The organism is Desulfovibrio sp. X2 (assembly GCF_000422205.1).
Taxonomy (GTDB): Bacteria; Desulfobacterota; Desulfovibrionia; order Desulfovibrionales; family Desulfovibrionaceae; genus Alkalidesulfovibrio.
In genome coordinates, this window is sequence record NZ_ATHV01000004.1 from 220,068 (window position 1) to 240,683 (window position 20,616).

General features: G+C 68.1%; 18 protein-coding genes. 6 read left to right on the forward strand and 12 right to left on the reverse strand.

The genetic code is table 11. From position 1 onward, the window contains the following. Positions 1-68: 68 nt before the first annotated feature. From DSX2_RS02455 to DSX2_RS02465, 3 genes are all read left to right on the forward strand, one after another. Positions 69-341 (forward strand): circadian clock KaiB family protein, encoded by a 273-nt coding sequence (locus DSX2_RS02455; RefSeq protein ID WP_020879449.1) that lies wholly within the window; start codon positions 69-71, stop codon positions 339-341. 31 nt (positions 342-372) lie between these two features. After that, positions 373-1,146, forward strand: coding sequence for a phosphoribosylanthranilate isomerase (locus tag DSX2_RS02460; RefSeq protein WP_020879450.1), 774 nt, complete (start codon positions 373-375; stop codon positions 1,144-1,146). 88 nt (positions 1,147-1,234) lie between these two features. Next, entirely contained in the window at positions 1,235-2,224 is a 990-nt protein-coding gene (locus DSX2_RS02465) for a hypothetical protein (RefSeq protein ID WP_020879451.1), read from the forward strand. 62 nt (positions 2,225-2,286) lie between these two features. Here the strand turns inward: DSX2_RS02465 and yjgA are convergent, their stop codons facing one another. Further along, positions 2,287-2,907, reverse strand: a complete 621-nt coding sequence (gene yjgA, locus DSX2_RS02470; RefSeq protein ID WP_020879452.1) for a ribosome biogenesis factor YjgA — start codon at positions 2,905-2,907, stop codon at positions 2,287-2,289. A 221-nt stretch (positions 2,908-3,128) separates the two neighbouring features. On the opposite strand from yjgA, the gene DSX2_RS02475 reads away from it, so the two are divergent. Beyond that, positions 3,129-5,630: a heavy metal translocating P-type ATPase gene (locus DSX2_RS02475; RefSeq protein WP_236615062.1), complete on the forward strand. Its 2,502-nt coding sequence runs from the start codon at positions 3,129-3,131 to the stop codon at positions 5,628-5,630. Further along, positions 5,627-5,944 (forward strand): cysteine-rich small domain-containing protein, encoded by a 318-nt coding sequence (locus DSX2_RS02480; RefSeq protein ID WP_020879454.1) that lies wholly within the window; start codon positions 5,627-5,629, stop codon positions 5,942-5,944. Before DSX2_RS02475 ends, DSX2_RS02480 begins: the two co-directional genes overlap by 4 nt. Here the strand turns inward: DSX2_RS02480 and DSX2_RS02485 are convergent. Further along, the gene (locus DSX2_RS02485; RefSeq protein WP_152512818.1) at positions 5,941-7,830 is read right to left on the reverse strand and encodes a glycoside hydrolase family 3 protein; all 1,890 of its coding nucleotides are present in this window, start codon (positions 7,828-7,830) and stop codon (positions 5,941-5,943) included. The two genes, DSX2_RS02480 and DSX2_RS02485, sit on opposite strands and share 4 nt — an antisense overlap. 253 nt (positions 7,831-8,083) lie before the next feature. Between DSX2_RS02485 and DSX2_RS02490 the strand changes: the two genes are divergently transcribed. Further along, positions 8,084-8,461: an Hpt domain-containing protein gene (locus DSX2_RS02490; protein WP_020879456.1), complete on the forward strand. Its 378-nt coding sequence runs from the start codon at positions 8,084-8,086 to the stop codon at positions 8,459-8,461. Positions 8,462-8,733: 272 nt separating this feature from the next. Here the strand turns inward: DSX2_RS02490 and DSX2_RS02495 are convergent, their stop codons facing one another. The 10 genes from DSX2_RS02495 to DSX2_RS02540 all read right to left on the reverse strand — a co-directional run bounded on the left by DSX2_RS02495 (position 8,734) and on the right by DSX2_RS02540 (position 20,452). Further along, positions 8,734-9,648, reverse strand: coding sequence for a M48 family metallopeptidase (locus DSX2_RS02495; RefSeq protein WP_020879457.1), 915 nt, complete (start codon positions 9,646-9,648; stop codon positions 8,734-8,736). Positions 9,649-9,779: 131 nt separating this feature from the next. Beyond that, the gene (locus DSX2_RS02500) at positions 9,780-10,526 is read right to left on the reverse strand and encodes an ABC transporter ATP-binding protein (RefSeq protein WP_020879458.1); all 747 of its coding nucleotides are present in this window, start codon (positions 10,524-10,526) and stop codon (positions 9,780-9,782) included. Next, complete coding sequence (locus DSX2_RS02505; RefSeq protein WP_020879459.1) at positions 10,527-11,750, reverse strand: branched-chain amino acid ABC transporter permease; 1,224 nt, start codon at positions 11,748-11,750, stop codon at positions 10,527-10,529. It lies immediately after the preceding gene. Then, positions 11,734-12,651, reverse strand: coding sequence for a branched-chain amino acid ABC transporter permease (locus DSX2_RS02510; RefSeq protein ID WP_020879460.1), 918 nt, complete (start codon positions 12,649-12,651; stop codon positions 11,734-11,736). Before DSX2_RS02510 ends, DSX2_RS02505 begins: the two co-directional genes overlap by 17 nt. A gap of 98 nt (positions 12,652-12,749) precedes the next feature. After that, the gene (locus DSX2_RS02515; protein ID WP_020879461.1) at positions 12,750-13,883 is read right to left on the reverse strand and encodes a branched-chain amino acid ABC transporter substrate-binding protein; all 1,134 of its coding nucleotides are present in this window, start codon (positions 13,881-13,883) and stop codon (positions 12,750-12,752) included. Positions 13,884-13,905: 22 nt separating this feature from the next. After that, on the reverse strand, positions 13,906-14,661 hold the full coding sequence (locus DSX2_RS02520) for an ABC transporter ATP-binding protein (protein WP_020879462.1): 756 nt from the start codon (positions 14,659-14,661) through the stop codon (positions 13,906-13,908). A gap of 243 nt (positions 14,662-14,904) precedes the next feature. After that, positions 14,905-15,606, reverse strand: coding sequence for a hypothetical protein (locus DSX2_RS02525; protein ID WP_020879463.1), 702 nt, complete (start codon positions 15,604-15,606; stop codon positions 14,905-14,907). 28 nt (positions 15,607-15,634) lie between these two features. Further along, entirely contained in the window at positions 15,635-16,909 is a 1,275-nt protein-coding gene (qmoC, locus tag DSX2_RS02530) for a quinone-interacting membrane-bound oxidoreductase complex subunit QmoC (protein ID WP_020879464.1), read from the reverse strand. 21 nt (positions 16,910-16,930) lie between these two features. Next, on the reverse strand, positions 16,931-19,210 hold the full coding sequence (locus DSX2_RS02535) for a hydrogenase iron-sulfur subunit (RefSeq protein ID WP_020879465.1): 2,280 nt from the start codon (positions 19,208-19,210) through the stop codon (positions 16,931-16,933). 6 nt (positions 19,211-19,216) lie between these two features. Next, positions 19,217-20,452 (reverse strand): CoB--CoM heterodisulfide reductase iron-sulfur subunit A family protein, encoded by a 1,236-nt coding sequence (locus DSX2_RS02540; protein WP_020879466.1) that lies wholly within the window; start codon positions 20,450-20,452, stop codon positions 19,217-19,219. Positions 20,453-20,616 lie beyond the last annotated feature (164 nt).

A 20,616-nucleotide genomic window follows, 5' to 3' on the forward strand; every position in this document is an offset into this window, starting at 1 on the left:
GTCGTCCCAAGTCCCGCGCAGCGCCATGCCTCTCCCCCCGACAGCGGCCTGCTTGCAGAGGTAAGGGCATGTATTCACTGACGCTCTTCATCACAGGCAACGGTCCGGCCTCGGCCCGGGCCGAACAGAACCTCCGCCGCATCTGCGACCATGCCATGGACGGGCAGGTCCGGCTCGAGATCGTGGACGTCCTGCAAAGCCCGGAGCTGGCCGAGGAGGAAGGCATCCTGGCCACGCCGACGCTCATCAAGCGCGCCCCGCCGCCCATAAGGCGCCTCATCGGAGACCTCTCGGACGAGGCCCAGGTGCTCGCGGGGCTCGACTTCTACCCCAGCCACTGAGCGGGCCGCCCCCGGCCTTCCCGTCTTCGCCATGCGTCCCACATACTCCACAGATCCCGCAGATCCCGCAGATCCCGCCGACACCGGCGATTTCGAGCCCCGCGCCCCGCACCGGCTGCCGCCCCTGGCCGTGCAGGCCGCGGGCGTGCGCTCGCCGGCCGAGGCGCGCATGCTCGCTTCCCTCGGCGTGGACCTGATCGGCTTTCCCCTGCGCCTGCCCGTGCACACGCCGGACACGAGCGAGGAGGAGGCCGCGGCCATCATCCGCGAGGCGGGCATCGCCGCCCGGGCCTGCTGCATCACCTACGAGACCGACCCCGCGGCCGTGGCCGCGCTCTGCGCGAAGCTCGCCGTCTCCTGGGTGCAGCTGCACGCGGTCGTCGCGCCGGCCGACGCGGCCGGGCTGCGCGCGCTCGCGCCCGGGCTCGGCGTCATCGCCAGCCTCGTGGTCGCGGACGGCCCGGGTGGCGGCAACCTCTCCGAACTCCTGGCCCTGGGATCGAGCCTCGCGCCCCACGTGGACGCCTTCATCACCGACACCTTCGACCCGTCCACGGGCGCGCGCGGGGCCACGGGCAAGGTCCACGACTGGTCGCTCTCCGCCGCCCTGGCGAGGGGGCTTCCCCGCCCGCTCATCCTGGCCGGGGGGCTCACCCCAAACAACGTGGCCGCGGCCGTGCGCGCCGTGCGGCCCGCGGGCGTGGACGCCCACACCGGGCTCGAGGACGCGGCCGGAAACAAGGACCGGGCCAGGGTCGCCGCCTTCGTGGCCGCGGCCAAGGCCGCCCTGTCCGAGGTCGCCTGATCGGCCAAAAATGTTCCGCCCGGAATAATCCGGATGGACCTTCCGCGGCCGCCCTAAAGTTTCGCTCACGAAATCCGATAGAGACGATATGAGCGTCTCGTCCCTGACACTCTCCTACGGCCAGAACGCCGCCTCCGTCTTCGGGAGCTTCGCCGGGAGCCTCGCCCCCCGCTCGGGCGCCGTGCCCGTGCAGGCGGTGCCCACCATCGCCTCGAACCTGCAGGGATCGACCTCGGGCAAGGATTTCGCCTCCACCGCGCAGATGATCGTGGACAAGCTCTCGCAGGGCGCCACGGTGGGCGAGAACGGCGGGCGGAACGGGGACGGGCTTGCCGCCTCCCTCACGCGCACGGCACAGTGGATGTCCTCCAGCTACGGCGACCAGGCAGGGCAGTCCTTCCTCGGGGTCATCGCGGGATACGTGGGCAACGGCAGCGTGGGCGAGGACGCGCTCTCCAAGGGCATGCTCGCGGCCATCCGCCTCACTGACCAGAACTACGGCGTGAGCGCGGGCGACGCCCTGGCGAACGAGCTGAACGGCGACCTGAATCCGCAGGTCAACGCCTACTTCGACAACGGCCTGAACGAGAAGATCTACACCGCGACCGTGCCCGCGGGGAGCCTGTCCGGCCAGATAGGACAGGCCCTTGCCTCGGCCGTGTCCGGCATCGCGGACCGCTTCGGCGCAGACGAGGGGCAGAGCGCGCAGGAGATGCTGCTCGACTCCCTGAAGAACGCCTCGGGCGCGGGCGGGCTGGTGGCCGGGCTGCGCAAGGGGCTCTCGGAGCTGGCCTCCTACTACGACGAGAAGTACGGGACCGACGGGACGGGCGGGACGGGCGCGGCGCAGACAGCCTCCAAGACGGACGGCCTGACCGCGGCCCTGGAAACCGCCCAGGAAACCGCCCAGACCGCGGCCGAACCTTCGGCCCGGACCACGGCCGCCCGGACGGCCGCCCAGACGAGCCAGCAGGCGGCCGCGACAGGCGGCCTGGACGCCTTCCTCGGCTCCATCGCGGCCTCGCTCTCCCCTGCCGTGCAGGCCCGCAAGGGCTCGCTGCTCGACGTCTCGGCCTGATCGGGCCCCGCTCGCGCTATCCGCCAGGCCCTCTTCCGGGCCCTTCCTCCTTGCCGGATTTCCTACTCGCCCAGAAAGGGCCCGTCCTCGGGGGCGTCGTCCCACACGGTCTCGCCTGCATCGTCGGCGGCATTGCCGCCCGCGGCCAGGCGCAGCTCGCGCAGGTAGCGGAACAGGGCGCGAGAGGCCTTGGGCGGCTTGTTGCCCGCCGCCTCGCGCGCGGCGTTGCGGGCCAGGGTGCGCACGTGCTGCACGTCCAGCGCGGGCAGCTCGGCCCTGATCTCGTCCACCACGTCCTCGTCGCCTTCGACCAGCCGGTCGCGCCAGCGCTCGAGCCGCTGGAAGCGCGCCGCGTCGAGCTCCCGCGCCGCGTCGAGCTCGGTGAACAGGGCCTCCACGGCCGAGGTGTCTATCTCGCGCATGAGGCGGCCGACGAACTGCAGCTGGCGCCGCTTGCCCTCGTGGTCCGTGATGCGCCGCGCGAGCAGGACCGCCTCGAGCAGGTCGTCGCGAAGCCCGAGGGATCTGAGCTTGGACTCGGGCAGGTCCAGCAGCCTCTTTCCGAGCTTCTGCAGCGCGGTCATCTCGCGCTTCAATTGCGAGCGGGACTTCGGCTCCTCGCCTTCGTACCCGTCGTCGTTGCCGGAACCGTCCTGAAAATTGCCGTGCGTGCGTCGCGCCATGCGTTCCTCCGGCGCGCATTGTGACGGATGCGAGGCCGATGCGCAAAGCGGAATTTCACGCCGCCCCCTCCCCCGTCCGACTCCGTGCGGCCGGACATGTTGCCAACGTCCCGGACAATGCGCATACTTTCAGGATCATGGAACAGACCACGAAGGCTCCCGAGAATACCGACAGTTCTTCCGAAAGAACCTCCTCCCGCCTGGCCGCGCCGGTCAAGGGCATGCACTGCGCCGCCTGCCAGGGCCGCATAGAGCGCGTGCTCTCCCGCACCGAGGGCGTGGACAGGGTCAGCGTCAACCTGGCCGCCGAGAGCATGGAGGTGGACTACGACCCCGCCCGGCTCTCGCCCGAGGCCATCGCCGAAAGCGTCTCCAAGCTCGGCTTCGAGGTCGTGCTGCCGCAAAAGGAGCAGGTCCTGGAGCTCGACATCGAGGGCATGCACTGCGCCTCCTGCCAGGCGCGCATCGAGCGCGTGGTGGGGCGCATGGAGGGCGTGGCCGAGGCCGCGGTCAACCTGGCCGACGAGACCGGGCGCGTGGTCTACGATCCCGCGAAGACCTCGCCCAGGGCGATCAAGGACGCCGTCCGCGCGCTCGGCTTTCAGGCGCGCACGCGGGCCGCGGGCAAGGACGTCTTCGACATGCGCCGCCGCGAGGCCGAGGAGCGCCTGGCAGGCATGCGGCGCGAGCTGATCCCGGCCTTCGGGTTCGTCATCCCGCTCCTCTACCTCTCCATGGGCCACATGTTCGGCCTGCCGCTGCCGCCCTTCCTCGCGCCGGGCATCGCGCCGCTCACCTTCACCGTGGTCCAGGCCCTGCTCACCCTGCCCGTGGTCTACACCGGCCGCCACTTCTACCTGCGCGGCTTCCCGGCCCTGGCGCGGCGCTCGCCGGACATGGATTCGCTGGTGGCCGTGGGCACGGGCGCGGCCCTCGCCTATTCCTTCTGGCAGCTCGGCGCGATGGTCGTCGTGGACGGCGGGGGCGGGCTCTCCGCCGTGGCCCGGGCGCACGACCTCTACTTCGAGTCTGCGGCCGTGCTGCTGACGCTCATCTCGCTCGGCAAGTACCTGGAGGCGCGGGCCAAGCTGCGCACCTCGGGCGCCATCCAGAAGCTCATGGAGCTGGCCCCGGACACGGCAACGCTCATCGAGTCGGGTCCCGAGGGCGACGTCGAGCGCGTGGTCTCCCTGGACGAGATCGAGCCGGGCGACCGGCTGCTGGTGCGCCCGGGCGAGCGCGTGCCCGTGGACGGCGCGGTCCTGGAAGGCCGCTCGAGCGTGGACGAGTCCATGCTCACGGGCGAGTCCATGCCCGTGGGCAAGACCGCCGGGGCAGAGGTCACGGGCGGAACCATGAACATCCAGGGCGCGCTGACCATCGAGGCCAGGCGCGTGGGCGCTGACTCGACCCTGTCCCGCATCGTGGAGCTCGTGCGGCGCGCCCAGGGCTCCAAGGCGCCCATCGCCGGGCTGGCCGACCGCGTGAGCTACTATTTCGTGCCCATCGTCATGAGCCTCGCGCTCCTCGCCGGGCTCGCCTGGTGGGTCGGCGGGGCCGAGTTCACCTTCGCGCTGCGCGTCTTCGTGGCCGTGCTGGTCATCGCCTGCCCCTGCGCCATGGGGCTCGCCGTGCCCACCTCGCTCATGGTCGGCATGGGGCGGGGCGCGCAGCTCGGCGTGCTCATCAAGAGCGGCGAGGCGCTGCAGAAGGCGGAGAAGGTGGCGGCCGTGGTCTTCGACAAGACCGGCACCCTGACCCGGGGCAGGCCCGAGCTTTCCACCAACGCGCCCGCGCAGGGGCTGGACGGTGACGCCCTGCTGGCCCTGGCCGCCGCGGCCGAGACCGGCAGCGAGCACCCCCTGGCCGGGGCCGTGACGCGCGCGGCGCGCGAGAAGGGCCTTGCCGTGGCCAAGGCCGAGGACTTCGAGGCCCTGCCCGGCCGCGGGGTCACGGCCCGGGTGGCGGGCAAGGCCGTGGCCGTGGGCACCCGGACCTTCATGGAGTCCCTCGGCGCGAACACGTTCGACGAGGCGGTCGCCGGGCGCATCGCCTCCTCGGGCGGCACGCCGCTCTACGTGGCCGTGGACGGACGCCCGGCCGGGCTGCTCGGCGTGAGCGACGTGCTGAAGGACGACGCCCCCGCGGTGGTGGCCGAGCTCGAGAGGATGGGCGTCAGCGTGGTCATGCTCACCGGCGACCTGGAGGCCACGGCGCGCGCCGTGGCCGCGCAGGCGGGCGTCTCGCGCGTGCTGGCCCAGGTGCTGCCCGACCGCAAGGCCGAGGAGGTGAGGAAGCTGCAGGCCGACGGACTGTCCGTGGCCATGGTCGGCGACGGGGTGAACGACGCCCCGGCCCTGGCCCAGGCCGACGTGGGGCTGGCCATGGGCACCGGCCTGGACGTGGCCGTGGAGGCGGGCGAGGTGGTGCTCATGGGCGGCGAGCTTTCGGGCGTGGTCACCGCGCTCGCGCTGTCGCGCGCCGTGATGCGCAACATCCGCCAGAACCTGTTCTGGGCCTTCGGCTACAACGTCGTCGGCATCCCCGTGGCCATGGGCGTGCTGCACCTCTTCGGCGGGCCCATCCTGAACCCCATGATCGCGGGCACGGCCATGGCGCTCTCCTCGGTCTCCGTGGTCAGCAACGCGCTGCGCCTGCGCTTCTTCGCACCGCCGCGCGCGGCGCGGGGCAGGACGGCGGCCGGGACGGAGGCCGCGGCATGAAGAACTCCCACAGCTTCTTCACAAACCGCGACTGCGCCTACTTCCCCTGCCACAAGGGCGTGGCCGAGGAGGACTTCAACTGCCTCTTCTGCTTCTGTCCGCTGTATTTCCTGAAAGGGTGCGGCGGCAGGCCCACGCTCACGCCGGACGGCATCAAGGACTGCTCGGGGTGCACCGTGCCCCATGCGCCCGGAGGCTACGAGCACGTGCTGCAACGCCTGCGCCGCGAGTTCGACGCGAAGCGCGCCGAGGCCGCGGCGAAGACCGACGCGGCCCCGGAAGGTGACGCGAACGCCCCGGCGAAGGATCCCTAGCGCCTGAGCGGCGCGGCGAAGCCCACGTCGCCCAGGCCAGGCAGGGAGACGGGCAGATGCCCGGTGAAGCGCTGTTCGTCCGCGCAGACCGCGGCCAGGGCGGCGAAGGCTCCCGGGTGCGCGCCGTAGGTGGCCACGAGCAGCGGGGCCTCCTTGAATTGCAGGAGGTCGTAGGGCAGCCCGGCCGCGACCACACCGATCTTCGCGCCCTTCTGCGCGGCGAGCGCGCGCACGAGCGCCTCCTGCGCCGGATGGCGCGCCACGCCGCTGACCACGACCAGGGCGCGGCCCCCGGCGGCCTTGACCGTGGCCTTGGCCCGGGCCACGTCGTCGTCCGTCGGGTCGTCGGCCACGGGCACGAGCTTCGCCCAGGGCAGGCCGGAATCGAAGGCCTTGCCCACCGCGTCGAGCTTCTTCGGATAGATCACCGCCAGCCCGCCGGTCTCGCCGAGCGGCAGGAAGCCCTGGTTGCGCACCAGGGTCACGGCCTCTCCGGCCATGAACTCCGCGGCCTCCCGGCCCGCGTCGTCGCCCGCCGAGACCAGGGCGTAGCGGTCGTCCCTGGGCACCAGCAGGCGGGGCGCGATGCGCGACTTGGCGCGCAGGATGCGCTCCACGGACGCGTCCAGGCGCTTCTCGGAGACGCGGCCGGACTTGACCGCGTCGTAGAGCGCCTGCATGGCCGCCTTCTCGTAGCCCACGGTCTTCTCGCCCTCGCCCCGGTCATAGAGGTCCGCGCCGAAGAGGAGCAGGTCCGCGCCCGCCTCGAAGGCCTTGACCGCGGCCTCGGCCGGGCCGAAGCGCTTCATGACCGCTCCCATGAACAGCGAGTCCGTGACGATGACGCCCTTGTAGCCGAGCGTGCCGCGCAAAAGCCCCTGAAGCACGGCGGGCGAGAGCGTGGCGGGCAGCGTGGGATCCTCGGGGTTCAGCTTGGGCAGGGCGATGTGCGCGGTCATGATCATGGGCGTCTTGGCCGCGATGGCCGCGATGAAGGGCGGAAACTCCACGCGCTCGAGCCGGGCCGCGTCGAAGGGCAGGCTCGGCAGGCCCACGTGGGAATCCACCGCGGCCTCGCCGTGGCCGGGGAAGTGCTTGGCCGCGCAGAGCAGTCCCTCGGAACGGCTGGACTCCACGAAGGCGCGCACGAAGGCGGCCACGAGATAGGGATCCGAGCCGAAGGAGCGAAGGCCGATGACCGGATTCTCCGGATTGGTGTTCACGTCGGCCACGGGCGCGAAGTCCACGTTCACCCCCACCCCGAGCAGCTCCGTGGCCATGATCCGGGCCTCGTAGTCCGCGTTGTCCGGGTCGCCCGTGGCGCCCAGCGCCATGGCCGAGGGGAACTGGGTGAAGCCGTCGCGCAGGCGCGACACGGTGCCCCCTTCCTGGTCCACGGCCACGAAGAGCGGCAGATGGTCGCCGTCCACGGTCGCGTGGCCCTGCAGCTCGTCCGTGAGCCGCTTCAGCCGGCGCGCCGGGCCGAGGTTGCCGGAGATGCCGTAGAGGATGACCCCGCCGACCTTCTCCTTCTCCACGAGGTCGGCCACATCGCCCGAATAGACGTTGCCCGGGAAGGTGACCATGAAGACCTGGCCGACCTTCTCGCGCAGGCTCATGTCCGAGACGCGCGCGGCGAACTCGTCCTCGCGCTCCTGGCGGGCCCGCGGGGTGGAAAGCAGCACGCTCTCGCGCAGGCGCTCGGCCCGCCAGGCCTTGAGCCGCTTCTTGTAGGTCTGCTCCAGGAGGCGGTTCTTCTCGTTGCGCTCCAGGTCCTCGTCGGTCTGGCCGTGGGCGACGGCCGCGGCCACGAGGTTCAGGAGCAGGCACAGGGTGCAGAGCAGGGCCAGGGAGCGCATGGCGCGTTGCATGATGTCCTCGAGCATCCTCACGGGGATATCCTTCGGCAATGTCCTTGCGGGGTATCCTGGGAGGGGAGTGTTCGTGCGTCGTTCGTGAAACGTCGCGGCAGGCGGGCGAGGCCCGGGCCGTGCGCCCTGGCTACACCATCGCCGCGTCGGCGTCAAAAAGGCCCGTTCCGGCCCGAGATGCGATCGTCTTGCGGGTTGCGGCTTGCGGGAGCCTGCAAAGGGAGCTATCAACTACCATCGGCTGACACTTTCACGCAAGGACGCCCCGGTGGACAACGCGCCCGATCTCACCAGCCTCGCCGAAGAAGAGGTGCTCGACACGGCCAAGTCCCTGGACCGCCTGGACAACGAGGTCGATTTCCTGAAGGAGATCTACGCCCTCTTCCTCGAGGACGGGCCGCAGCGCCTCGAGCGCTTCGAGCAGGCCGCGGACGCGGACGACCTGCCCGCGGCGGCCAAGGCCGCGCATTCGCTGAAGGGCATGTGCGGCACGGTCAACGCCCCCGCTCTCATGGAGCTCTCCCTGCGCGTGGAACAGGCCTGCCGCGAGGGCGACCGCGACGCGGTGCAGGCGCTCCGCCCGGCCTACGGGCAGCTCATGGACCTGGTCCTGCGGCGCATGCAGGCCTTCATCGACGCCGCGTAAGGCGTCGTCCGCCTTTCTGATACGCCGCCGCCGGGCCCTCCCCTCCCCTTCCCTTTGCACGTCCTCGGCTGACGCGAGGCCCGAACGCCCGGAACCGGCCGCGCCGGATGCAGGGGACGTCGTTTGCGGACGGGCCGATGCGGATGCCGGGCGCTGTAGGCCTGGCGCTGTCGGCCGGATGCCATTGGCCGGATGCCGACCGTCGTGGCAAGGGCAACGAGAAGGAGCGATAAGGAGCGAGGGGGAGCGCGCGGGGCCGCCGCGCGGGCGGATCAGGATTCCGCGGTCAAGGGCGGCTCGGCGGCCGTCTCAGCCTGCGCCGCGGGGGCTTCGCCCTCGGCGGACGCGGCGGGCGCATCGCCCAGGCCGAGCTTGGGGCCGAGAATCTCCACGAAGCGCGCGGCCTCGACGTTGCCGGGCTCGAGCTTCAGGGTCATCATGGCGGCCTCGTAAGCCTTCTTGGGCTTGCCCCACTCGTAGTAGAGCTTGGTCAGGTTGATGTAGATGTTCGGGTGGTGGCCGAAGACGCCGATGGCCTGCTTGAACAGGGCCATGGCCGCGTCGTACTCTTTGAGGAAGCGGTACGCGTTGATGGCCAGCTTGTAGGCCCGCATCTCCTTGGGGTTCTTGCGGATGGCCTCCAGCGAGTGCTGCACCACGCCGCGCCAGTCCTTGGCCTTGTAGAAGCGCTCGGCCACGTCCATGAGCACGTAGGAATCACCCCCGGACTCGCTGACCAGCTTGTTGACGATGGCCGCGACCATCATCTGGTCGCCCTTCATCAGGAACTCTTCCATCTTGCCGAGCATGGCCTGGCGCTTGCGCTTGGCCTCCAGTTCCTCGGGGCTTTCCGTGGGCGTGCCCCGCTCCATGTCGTCGCGGATACGCCTGAGGATGCGGATGAGCACCATGTAGGTGCGCCGCTCGGCGCCCTTCTTGTAGGTCAGGGGTGAGGAGATGTAGCGCTTGAGCTCGGGCACGGCCGACAGACCGTTCATGAGCTCGTCGAGCGAATACTCGATCTCGATCTTGTCGGTGCCGAGAATCTTCTTCTGGCAGAAGATGTGGATCTTGATGGCCGCAAGCAACTCGCCCATGCAACGCACGGTCTGATGCTTGTTGAGATAGACCTTGGCCTTGCCTATGTGGGTCTTGATCTCTTTGGCCGGATTGAACATCGCACCCATGAGCGCCCCGATAGACCTATTTTTTCGGTCTTTGTATCAGGGTGTGCCGATATTGCAAAGCAAAATCGGGCAACAGGGAACATCCGGACAGCCGCAGGCGGATGCAGGCGACGGCTTCGGAACGCGGCGGACTACTCTCCGAGGTAGGCCTTGCGGATCTGCGGGTTGCCGAGCAGCGCCGCCGCGTCGTCCTCGAGCACCACGGAGCCCGTCTCCAGCACGTAGCCGCGCGTGGCCAGCTGCAGCGCCAGGTTGGCGTTCTGCTCCACGAGCAGGATGGTGGTGCGGTTCTCCTCGTTGATGCGCTTGACGATGGAGAAGATCTGCTTGACCACGAGCGGCGCGAGGCCGAGGGAGGGCTCGTCGAGCAGCAGCAGGCGCGGGCGGCTCATGAGCGCGCGGCCGATGGCCAGCATCTGCTGCTCGCCGCCGGAGAGGGTGCCGCCGGGCTGGCGACGGCGCTCCCGCAACACCGGGAAGAGGTCGTAGATCATGTCCTTGTCGCGCCGGATGTCCTCCTGGTCCCTGCGGAAGAAGGCGCCCATGTCCAGGTTCTCCGCCACGGACAGGCGCGGGAAGATGCGCCTGCCCTCGGGCACCTGGCACAGCCCCATGGGCGGCAGGCGGTCCGAGGAGACGTCGCGGATGCTCTGCCCGTCGAAGCGCACGTCGCCGGAGCTCGCGCGCACGACGCCGCAGATGGTCATGAGCGTGGTGGACTTGCCCGCGCCGTTGGCGCCGATGATGGTCACGATCTCGCCGGGCCAGGCCTTGAGGGATATCCCCTTGAGCGCCTGGATGCGGCCGTAGTGGGCGGTGACGTCGGTCAGTTCGAGAATGGGCTCGCCGCTCTGGACGGCCCTGCCGGTTTCGGACATCTATTCCGCCTCCTCGCCGCGCTTGCCCATGCGCTTGGCCGGGATCAGGCCCGCAGGGCGGATGAGCATCATCAGGGTCATGGCCCCGCCGAAGGCCAGCATGCGGTAGAGCTCGAATCCCCGGAAGGCCTCGGGCAGCGCGATGAGCGCCAGCGCGCCGAGGATGATGCCCGGGATCGAGCCCATGCCGCCGAGCACGACCATGGACAGGACCATCACCGATTCCATGAAGGAGAAGGACTCCGGAGAGACGAAGCGCATGCGCGCCGCGAAGAACACGCCCGCCAGGCCGCCGAAGGCGGCGCCCGAGGCGTAGGCCATGAGCTTCAGCATGAAGGTGTTCACGCCCATGACCTCGGCCGCGGTCTCGTCCTCGCGGATGGCCTCCCAGGCCCGGCCGATGCGCGAGAAGTTCAGGCGGCGCACGGCGATGACGGTGAAGACCGCAAGCCCCAGGATGACATAGTAGAGGTACTCGAGCTTCTTCAGCCAGATGTGCTCGAAGGAGAGCCCGTTCATGAAGCTCGGCAGGTAGATGCCCGCGGGCTTGATGCCGAGGAGCCCGTTGGGGCCGTTGGTCAGGCTCATCCAGTTGTTGAGCACGATGCGCACGATCTCGCCGAAGCCGAGCGTGACGATGGCCAGATAGTCGCCGCGCATGCGCAGGGTCGGGTAGCCGATGATGCAGCCCGCCACCGTGGCGAAGACCGCGGCGATGGGCAGGCAGAGCCAGAACGACATGCCGTAGTGGATGCTGAGCAGCGCGTAGGTGTAGGCGCCCACGCCGTAGAAGGCGATGTAGCCGAGGTCCAGCAGGCCGCACAGGCCCACGACCACGTTGAGGCCGAGGCCGAGGCAGACGTAGATGAGCACCTGCACGGCCACGTCCTGGGCGTAGCGCTCCGTGTACAGGGGATACGTCAGCGCGAAGGCGAGCAGCACGCTCAGCCACATCCAGCGCGGCAGGCGTCCGGCAAGGGCCGTGGCCGAGTCGCGCACCCTGGCGGCCGGGGCGTCGAGGAAGTCGAGCACGCCCGAGCGGCGAAGCTGCCACACGGCCATGCAGACGAGCGCCACCAAGGACACCCGGCCCCAGACCGCGAAGGTCTCGGAAAAGGAGAGCGAGCCGTCCTCGTGGATGCCGAGCATCGGCCAGAGCAGGACGAGGAACCATCCGAGCCCGAGGGCGAAGAGCAGCCAGTGCTTCCTAGACGCGCGTGTCATCGACATTCTCCCCCATGATGCCGGTGGGCATGAAGTAGAGCACCGCGATCAGGATGATGAAGGCGAAGACGTCCTTGTACTCCGTGCCGCCGTTTATGTAGGCAGCGGCCATGACCTCGACCATGCCGATGATCAGGCCGCCGACCATGGCGCCCGTGATGTTGCCGATGCCCCCGAGCACGGCGGCGGCGAAGGCCTTGATGCCGGGCACGAAGCCCATGTCGTAGCGCACGGAGCCGTAGTTGAAGCCGACCATGATGCCCGCGGCCGCGGCCAGCCCCGCGCCGATGGCGAACGTCAGCGAGATGATGCGGTTGGAGTTGATGCCCACGAGTGCGGCCATGACCTTGTCCTGCGCCGTGGCGCGCATGGCCTTGCCCACGTTGGTGCGGAAGACCAGGGCGTTCAGCCCGAAGAGGAGCACGGCCGTGACGCCGAGGATGATGCCCTGCATGAGCGAGACGCGGATGCCGCCGAGCATCACGTGGCCCTCCACCATCTGCGTGGGGTAGGCCTTGTCGTACACGCCCTGGGTGAGCATCATGCCGTTCTGCAGAAAGATGGACATGCCGAGCGCGGAGAGCAGCACGGACAGGCGCGAGGAGTTCCTGAGCGGCTTGTAGGCCACCTTCTCCACGGCCATGGCCAGGAGCGCGCAGTAGCCCATGGTCAGGATCAGCGCCAGGACCATGCACAGCCAGGGATGGCTCGCGGTCATGCCGTGCGCGGCCATGAGCGAGAGGAGGATGACGCCCACGTATCCGCCCGCGGCGAAGAACTCGCCGTGCGCGAAGTTGATGAGCTGGATGATGCCGTAGACCATGGTGTAGCCGAGCGCGATGAGCGCGTACAGGCCACCCAGGGTCAGGCCGTTCAGGCATTGCTGCAGAAAGAAGTCCATGTGCCGCCCTGTTGTTGTCCATGCCCGGGAGCGCCGGGGTGCAGCCCCGAAGGGACCGAGAAAAGGGGGGCCCGCGGGCCCCCCTCACGTGGTCGTGACTAGTAGGTCTTGCCGGTGGCAGGGTTCCAGAAGTTGATGAACTTCCCGCCCTTGACCTCGCGGATGATGTAGTTGGAGCCGGAGTCGCCGTTCTCCTTGAACTTGATCACCTTGGAGGCGCCCTGGTAGTCCATCTTCATGATCGCGGCCCTGATCTTGGCCGGATCGGTGGACTTGGCCTCCTTGATGGCGGAGAGCAGTGTGTAGGCGGCGTCATAGGCGTAGCCGGAGTAGGCGCCGGGCTCGCCGTAGGGCTTGTAGGCCTCCAGGAACTTCTTGTAGGCCGGGGTCTGCGGATCGATGTAGCCGAACGTCAGGTACGCGCCCTCGGCGGCGTCCTTGGCGATCTCGATGAGCTGCGGATGGTACACGGCGTCCTGGCCGATGATCGCGGCCTTGATGCCCGCGCGGCGGGCCTGGATGAGCATCAGCGCGCCGGAGGAGGAGTTCTGCAGGCTCATGTACAGGACGTCGGGATGGGCGTCCTTGACCTTGGTGAGCACCGCGGAGAAGTCCTTGTCGCCCTGGTTGACGTGGTCGTGGGCGATGACCTTGATCCCCTTCTTGGCGGCCAGCTTCTCGACGTTGTCGGCCAGCCCCTGGGAGTAGGTCGTCTTGTCGTCGACCACGTAGAGGGTCTTGGCCTTCAGGTAGTTGGTCATGAACTCCACGGCGGCGACGCTCTGGTCGTCGTCACGGCCGCAGATGCGGAACATGTACTTGAGGCCGCGCTCGGTGACCTTCTCGTTGGTCGAGGCCGGCGTCAGCATGGGGATGTTCTCCTCGGCCAGGACATCGGAGGCCGGGATCGTGGCGCTGGAGCAGTAGGCGCCGACGACGCCGACGACCTCTTCGGACAAGAGCTTGTTGGCGGCGGCCACGGCCTGCTTCGGATCGCAGGCGGTGTCCTCGGCCAGGAGCTCGATGCCGTCGTAACCCGGGATGCCGCCGTCCTTCTGGATGGCCGCGATGGCCGCGCGCACGCCGTTGGCGATGTCGTTGCCGTCGGCGGCGTAGGGGCCGGTCAGGGGGGACATGCTGCCGATCTTGAGCTTGGCCGCCCAGGCGGTAGCGCCGCAGGCGAGGCTGAGCGCAAGCGCCAGCACGAGCACACGCCACATGTTCCTGTTCATTCCTACTCCCTCCACGGTTGAGTTATTGGCCGAGATAGGCCTCGATCACCTTGGGGTCGCGCTGCACCTCGTCCGGCCGTCCGTGGCTGATGAGCACGCCGTGGTCCAGCACGGCCACGCGGTGGCTGATGCCCATGACCACCTTCATGTCGTGCTCGACCATGAGGACGTTGATGCCGGTGTCTGCGATGCGCAGGATCAGATCCATGAGCTCTTTGCTCTCCGCGGGGTTCAGCCCCGCGGCGGGTTCGTCCAGGAGAATGGTGCGCGGCTCGCTGCCCAGGGCCCGGGCGATCTCCAGGCGGCGCTGCATGCCGTAGGACATGTTGCGCGCGACGTCGTCGGCGAGATGGCCCATGCCCACGAAGTCCAGGGCCTCGCGGGCCTTGGCGCGGATCTGCGCCTCCTCCTCGCGCTGCGAGCGTGAGCGCAGCACGGCGGAGAAGACGCCGCAGCGGGAGCGGCAGTGCTGGGCGACCATGACGTTCTCGAGCGCGGTCATGGCCGTGAACAGACGGATGTTCTGGAACGTGCGGGCGATGCCCGCGGCCAGGATGTGGTGCGGCCGAAGCCCGGAGATGCTCGACTCGCCGTAGGTCACCGCGCCGGAGGATATCTTGTAGACCCCGGTGATGACGTTGAAGACAGTGGTCTTTCCCGCGCCGTTCGGGCCGATGAGGGCGAGAATCTCCCCGGGCCTGAGGTCGAAGGAAACGTTCGCGAGCGCCTGCAGCCCGCCGAACCTGACGCAGACGTCGTTCAGCCGCAAATGTCCCATAGTGGCGCCATCTTTACAATGAAACGACGGGCAAAATCAAGCGCGGCCATTTCACACAATTGTCAGCAAAAAAGGCAGCATATAGGTAAAAAGGCGTCATGTCCGAAGACATGCCGAAGATCGTTCGCGCAATGACAAGAAAGTCAGGTTCGGCACGAAGAAGATTCGTACCGTTTGGGGATAAAAAAACCCCGGCCGGCAGAATGCCGGCCGGGGCCGTTCGACAATTACGTCAAGAAGCGACTACCATTCGTTGTCGCTGAAGGGATCGGAGCCGAAGCCGAAGGTGTCGGCAGGCGCGCCGCCCACCTCGGGGGCACCGGCACCGGCCGTCTCGGAGGCCGCGGCACCGCCGGCGGCGCCACCGGCCGGAGCGGCCTTCAGGATGGCGATGATGCTCGACTTGACCTTCTCGATCTCACCGGCCAGGTCGCCCAGCTGGGTGTTCAGGCCCGTGACCTTCTCCTCGGCCGCGACGATGACCTTCTCGCCCTCGCCCTTGCCGGAGGCCTCGAGGGCCTCGTACTTGCCCTTGTAGTCGGCCATGGCCTTGGAGGTCTCGGCCAGCTTGCCCTCGGTCTCGGCCAGCTTCTTCTCGAGCTCGGCCACGCGGGTCTTCTGGTCGGCGATGGTCTTGCGGTACTCGCCCAGCTTGGCGAAGATCGCGGCCACGTCGGACTTCACGCCCTCGGGCAGCTCGACCACGGAGACGTTGTCGCCCAGGCCGCCCACCTGACCGGCGGCCATCTTGGCCAGCTCGGGATGCTGCTCGTAGATCCAGGCCTTGGCCAGGGCCGCGGCGAAGGGCTCGCCCTCGGCGTCGATGGCGGAACCGGTCATGAACGAAAGCAGCTCGGTGATGTTCTGCTTCTGGCCTTCCTTGCCCGCGCCCTTGAGGTACGCAGCGAAGGTGCTCATCGGGAAAGTCTTGCGCGCTTCAGCCATGATTTGATCCTCCCTTGTCGTCTCTCGATTAGAGGACAAAAGTCTTTTCCTCTTTGGTTTCCATGGGGATGCGGCCGATGTGACGCGCATACGTCAGGGCCGCGGTTCTATATACCAAATGCCCGAGCTTGGACCAGGGCAGGTAGGCGATGAGCATCCACACCGCAACGAGGTGGACGTAGTACATCGGGTAGGCCAGGCCGGGCACGTTGGCCAGGCGCAGGAGCAGCGAGAAGATGCCCGTGAGGCCCACGGTCCAGATGAGACCGAGCAGGTACCAGTCGTACCAGGAAGAGCCGTGCTTCTTGGTGTTCTGGTTCATGCGGCGCGTGGTCAGCTTGGCCAGTCCGTAGACGAACAGGCAGGCGCCGACGATGGCCAGCAGCTTGATCGGGTTGTAGAACGGCAGCGGCGTGTGGCCGAAGAAGTCCAGGATCCCCAGGCTCGAGCCGGTGAGGAAGCGCAGGACGTTGCCGCCCCAGTGGCCGGTGGCGATGGAGCCGGTGACCACGAGCAGGGCCAGGAAGGCGTAGAACAGGGTCAGGTGGCCCTTGAACTTCTGCTGGTCGGCCTCGGTGTCCTCGCCGCACTTCTTCCACTTGGAGTGGGTCGCGATCTCGCAGCCCACCGTGGTCTTGAAGGCCTCCCACATGGAGGGGTTCGGCTTGCCCGCGATGGCGAAGGTCGTGGGCACGTCGAAGGAGGCGATGAGCCGCTTCACACCCTTGTAGAACGTCCAGACCATGAAGAAGAAGGTCAGGACGAAGATCGGGTCGATGGTGAAGTCGCCGGGGAAGAGCCCGCCGAAGACCACCTTGCCGCCTTCCTTGACCACTTCCCACTCGTGGCCGTTGGCCACGAAGGTGGGGAAGAAGGTCCCCAGCACGCCGGCGCGCAGCGTCCAGATGACCAGCCAGAGGATCGCCGGGATGGCGATGAGGATGGGCAGGTACTTGGAAGAGCTCATCCACTCGCCGACGATGGCGGGCTCGGCGACCTTGCGGTAGGCCATGTTGCGCAGGGCGGCCAGGAGGTCGCCCGGCTTGGCGCCGCGGGGACAGAGGTCGGAGCAGTTGCCGCAGTTGTGGCACAGCCAGATGTCTATGTCATTGACCAGCTTGTCCTTGAGGCCCCACTGCGCCCAGATCATCTCCTTCCGCGGATAGGGATTCTCGGCGGGAGAGATGGGGCAGGCGACCGAGCACGTGGCGCACTGGTAGCAGCGCTTCAGCGTATCGCCGCCCACCTGCTGCAGGTCCTTGACGAACTGCAGGTCGGGTTGGATGCGGACCGGGTTCGACATGTGATCGTCCTCCCTTCTGACCTAGTAACCCTTGAAGGGGTTGGGGCCGAGCTTCAAGATGTAGTTCATGAACTCGTCGATGATCAGCGGCACCTGATCGTACTCGTCGATGGCGACCTGCTTCTGCACGACGCGCTCGGGCTCGACGCCCAGACGGTTCAGCGATTCGGCCACGTTGACCATGCGGCGGCTGCACAGCTCCGAGCCCTTGACGAAGTGGCACTGGTAGTCCTCTCCGTACTTGCAGCCCAGCAGAAGCACGCCGTCCGTGCCCTTGGACATGGCGTCGGCGATCCAGATGGTGTTCACCGAGCCCAGGCAGCGCACCGGCACGATGCGCACGTACGGGCTCCAGCGGCTGCCGCGCATGGCCGCGATGTCCAGCGCCGGGTAGGCGTCGTTCTCGCAGGCCAGGATGATGGCGCGGGGGCCGCCCTCGTCGATCTTGGGCGGGATCTCCACGCTCTTGATCATGGTGCCGATCATGTCGACGTTGTAGTTGTCGAAGCTGATGACGCGCTCCGGGCAGGCGCCCATGCAGGTGCCGCAGCGGCGGCAGCGCGTCGGGTTCGGCATCGGCGTTCCCTTGGGATCGTCGTCCAGCGCGCCGAAGGGACATTCCTCCGTGCAGCGCTTGCACTGGGTGCAGCGCACGAAGTTGAACTTCGGGTAGGACTTGTCGCCCGAGCGCGGGTGCACCGACACGCCGCGGTTCAGCGAGCTGATGCACTGGATGGCCTTGAGCACGGCGCCGTTGGCGTCCTCGCGGGACATTGCCATGCTCATGGGCTGGCGCACGCAGCCTGCGGCGTACACGCCGGTGCGGCGCGTCTCGTAGGGGAAGCAGATGTAGTTCGAGTCGGCGAAGCCGCTGAACAGCTCCAGGTCCGGGAAGGCCGGGCCCTGGCGGTAGGCGAAGTTGACCACCGGGCCGTGCGCCGTGGTCGGGACCATGCCCGTGGGCAGCACGACCATGTCGACGGCCAGCTCGACGGACTCGCCGAGCAGGGTGTCCTGGGCGAGCACGACCAGGCCCGAGCCCTCCTCGCGGATGCCCGTGATGCGGCCCTTGGTCAGCATGACGCCGGGCTTGTCCTGGGCGGCCTTGTAGTAGCGCTCGTTGATGCCCGGGACCATCATGTGGTCGTAGAAGACGTAGCCCATGGCGTCCGGTGCGGAGTCGGCCACGTAGCCGGCCTGCTTGAGCGCCACCAGGGAGTTGAGCTCCGAGCTGAAGGCCAGGTGCTTGCAGGACTCGAGGTCCTTGAAGACCACGGTCTTCTCCTCGCCCTCGGCCTTCTCCTCCTTGGGAGCGTCCTTGGCGGCTTCGGCCGCGGCCAGATCGGCCTCGGCCTGGGCGGCCTCGGCGGCGAGCCCCTGCTCCATGCACACGCCGATGTCGGCGATGAAGGCCACGCGCTTGGCCTTGAGGCCGTCCTTGGCGAGCTTCTCGAACTCGCGCGTGGTGACGATGTTCTTGAGCTTCCCGTAGCCCAGCGGCTCGAGGTACTTGCCGTCCTGCGGGTCGAAGCCCGTGGCCAGCACGACCGAGCCCACGGCCACGTTCTCGCCGCCGATGGTCGCCTGGTACATGCCCGGGGCGCCTTCGAGCTTCTCGAGCGTCTTGCCGAGGTAGACCTTGACCTTGGGGTTGGACTGCACGGCCTGCGCCAGGGCGGCGATGCCGGTGTCCTCGGTCTGGGTCCAGGGGGCGGAGAGCGGGAAGGACTTGAAGAGGTTCAGCGCCTTGCCGCCGAGCTGGTCGCTCTTCTCCACGAGCACCACGTCGAAGCCCGCGGTGGTCGCGGCCTGGGCGGCGTTGAGGCCGGTCCAGCCGCCGCCGAGCACCAGGATGGTCTTCACGCCTTCCGGGATCTCCGGGGCGGGCGCGGCCATCTTGGTCAGCTTGAGGACGCCCATCTTCAGGTAGTCCTCGACCATCAGGCGCAGTTCCTCGGGCACGGCGTCGCCGGCCTTGGGCACGGAGCCGTCCGGGTTCTTGTAGGCCTTGGCCACGAACTCGCGCAGGTTCACGCGGTCGACCAGGGCGTCGCCGGTGAAGCTGAAGAGGTCCGAGTCATAGCGGGGCGAGGTGCCGCAGATGCACACCGCGTCCACGTCGCCCGCGTCGATGTCGGCCTGGATGAGCTTCTGGCCGTCCACCGAGCTCAGGCGCGGGTGGCTCCTGACCACCGAAACCTCTTTGCTGAAACGATTCTTGACGAATTCGACCAGCGGCTCGGCGGAGAGGACCGAGCCGAGGCAGGATTCGTCGATGTAGACACCGATCTTCTCGGGCATGTCGGGTTACCTCCCTCTCACCGTTTGAATCGCTTTCAGGGCGGCGCCGGTCGCGGACTGGGCCGACTTCATCACGTCGAGGGGCAGCTTGGCGCAGCCCGCGGCGAAGATGCCCTTCTCCTCGCCGTTGACGAGGAAACCGTCCTGGTCGACTTCGACGCCCTTGGGCAGGGGGGCGCCCGCGAGCGTGGGCTGCATGCCCGTGGCCAGGACGACCATGTCGAAGACGTCCTCGCCCTTGAGTCCGGTGACCGCGTCCTCGACCGTGACCTTGACGTTGCCGCCCGAGGCCTCGATCTTGGCGACCTTGCCCTTCACGGTCTTGATCTTCTCGTCCGCCAGGATGCGCTGCTTGAAGTTCTCGTAGCGGCCAGGCGTGCGCAGGTCGATGTAGTAGATGACCACGTCGGTCTCGGGCATCTGCTCGCGGATGTAGGCGGCCTGCTTCAGCGAGGCCATGCAGCAGATGTAGGAGCAGTAGTTCAGGTGGTTCTCGTCGCGCGAGCCGGCGCACTGCACGAAGGCCACGCGCTTGGGCGCGGCGCCGTCCGTGGGACGCACGATCCTGCCCTTGGTCGGGCCGCTCGGCGCGGCCAGGCGCTCGAGCTGCATGTTCGAGACCACGTTGGGAACCATGCCCGCCCCGAGGTTGGTCAGGTTGGTCATGTCGTAGGGCTTCCATCCGGTGGCGTAGATGATGGCGCCCACGTTCAGGGTGATGCTCTTCTCCTGCTCCGCGAGGTCGATGGCCTCGTTGGCGGCGAGCGCCTTGGCCTCGTTCTCGGTCAGGTTCGCCTTGTCCAGCACGTAGCGGTGCGGGAAGGCGAAGGGCATGTCCATGTACAGCGCCTTGCGCGTGCCCATGCCCAGCTCGAACTCGCTCGGCACGCTCGCGGACAGGGCCGCGGCGTCGCCAGACAGATCCGCCGCGCCGGGACCGACGTGGCGGGGCTTGATGCTGACCGAGACCTCGTAGTTGCCGGGGCCGCCGGAGACGCCGGTGACCTCGGCCATGGTCAGGACCTTGACCAGGGGATTGTTCTTGACCCGCTGGAACTGGATCTCAAGGCCGCAGGAAGGGGGGCACAGCTTCGGGAAATATTTGTTCAGCTGCGCCACGCGGCCTCCCAAGAAGGGATTCTTCTCGACAATGAAGACCTCGTGGCCGACTTCGGCGGCTTCGAGGGCGGCCGTAAGACCGCTGAAACCGCCTCCGACAACCAGGATGCTCGTATTCGCCATGTGCACTCCTCCCTCAACGGATTTCGGGCTCGCTCATATGGCCTGAGAACAAAACGCGATCCGGACTCTACGAGCCCGCCCGCTCACGGCTTGATCTCATGCCATATGCTGAGGCGCCGTGCAAAAGGAAATGGGGCCGCAGGCCTAAGCCTGCGGCCCCGATG

Excerpts from the sequence above, each read along its gene's own strand:
- DSX2_RS02455 (WP_020879449.1), top strand. The coding sequence starts at position 69 with ATGTATTCACTGACGCTCTTCATCACAGGCAACGGTCCGGCCTCGGCC.
- DSX2_RS02460 (WP_020879450.1), top strand. The coding sequence starts at position 373 with ATGCGTCCCACATACTCCACAGATCCCGCAGATCCCGCAGATCCCGCC.
- DSX2_RS02465 (WP_020879451.1), top strand. The coding sequence starts at position 1,235 with ATGAGCGTCTCGTCCCTGACACTCTCCTACGGCCAGAACGCCGCCTCC.
- yjgA (WP_020879452.1), bottom strand. The coding sequence starts at position 2,907 with ATGGCGCGACGCACGCACGGCAATTTTCAGGACGGTTCCGGCAACGAC.
- DSX2_RS02475 (WP_236615062.1), top strand. The coding sequence starts at position 3,129 with ATGCACTGCGCCGCCTGCCAGGGCCGCATAGAGCGCGTGCTCTCCCGC.
- DSX2_RS02480 (WP_020879454.1), top strand. The coding sequence starts at position 5,627 with ATGAAGAACTCCCACAGCTTCTTCACAAACCGCGACTGCGCCTACTTC.
- DSX2_RS02485 (WP_152512818.1), bottom strand. The coding sequence starts at position 7,830 with ATGCTCGAGGACATCATGCAACGCGCCATGCGCTCCCTGGCCCTGCTC.
- DSX2_RS02495 (WP_020879457.1), bottom strand. The coding sequence starts at position 9,648 with ATGGGTGCGATGTTCAATCCGGCCAAAGAGATCAAGACCCACATAGGC.
- DSX2_RS02500 (WP_020879458.1), bottom strand. The coding sequence starts at position 10,526 with ATGTCCGAAACCGGCAGGGCCGTCCAGAGCGGCGAGCCCATTCTCGAA.
- DSX2_RS02505 (WP_020879459.1), bottom strand. The coding sequence starts at position 11,750 with ATGACACGCGCGTCTAGGAAGCACTGGCTGCTCTTCGCCCTCGGGCTC.
- DSX2_RS02510 (WP_020879460.1), bottom strand. The coding sequence starts at position 12,651 with ATGGACTTCTTTCTGCAGCAATGCCTGAACGGCCTGACCCTGGGTGGC.
- DSX2_RS02515 (WP_020879461.1), bottom strand. The coding sequence starts at position 13,883 with ATGAACAGGAACATGTGGCGTGTGCTCGTGCTGGCGCTTGCGCTCAGC.
- DSX2_RS02520 (WP_020879462.1), bottom strand. The coding sequence starts at position 14,661 with ATGGGACATTTGCGGCTGAACGACGTCTGCGTCAGGTTCGGCGGGCTG.
- DSX2_RS02525 (WP_020879463.1), bottom strand. The coding sequence starts at position 15,606 with ATGGCTGAAGCGCGCAAGACTTTCCCGATGAGCACCTTCGCTGCGTAC.
- qmoC (WP_020879464.1), bottom strand. The coding sequence starts at position 16,909 with ATGTCGAACCCGGTCCGCATCCAACCCGACCTGCAGTTCGTCAAGGAC.
- DSX2_RS02535 (WP_020879465.1), bottom strand. The coding sequence starts at position 19,210 with ATGCCCGAGAAGATCGGTGTCTACATCGACGAATCCTGCCTCGGCTCG.
- DSX2_RS02540 (WP_020879466.1), bottom strand. The coding sequence starts at position 20,452 with ATGGCGAATACGAGCATCCTGGTTGTCGGAGGCGGTTTCAGCGGTCTT.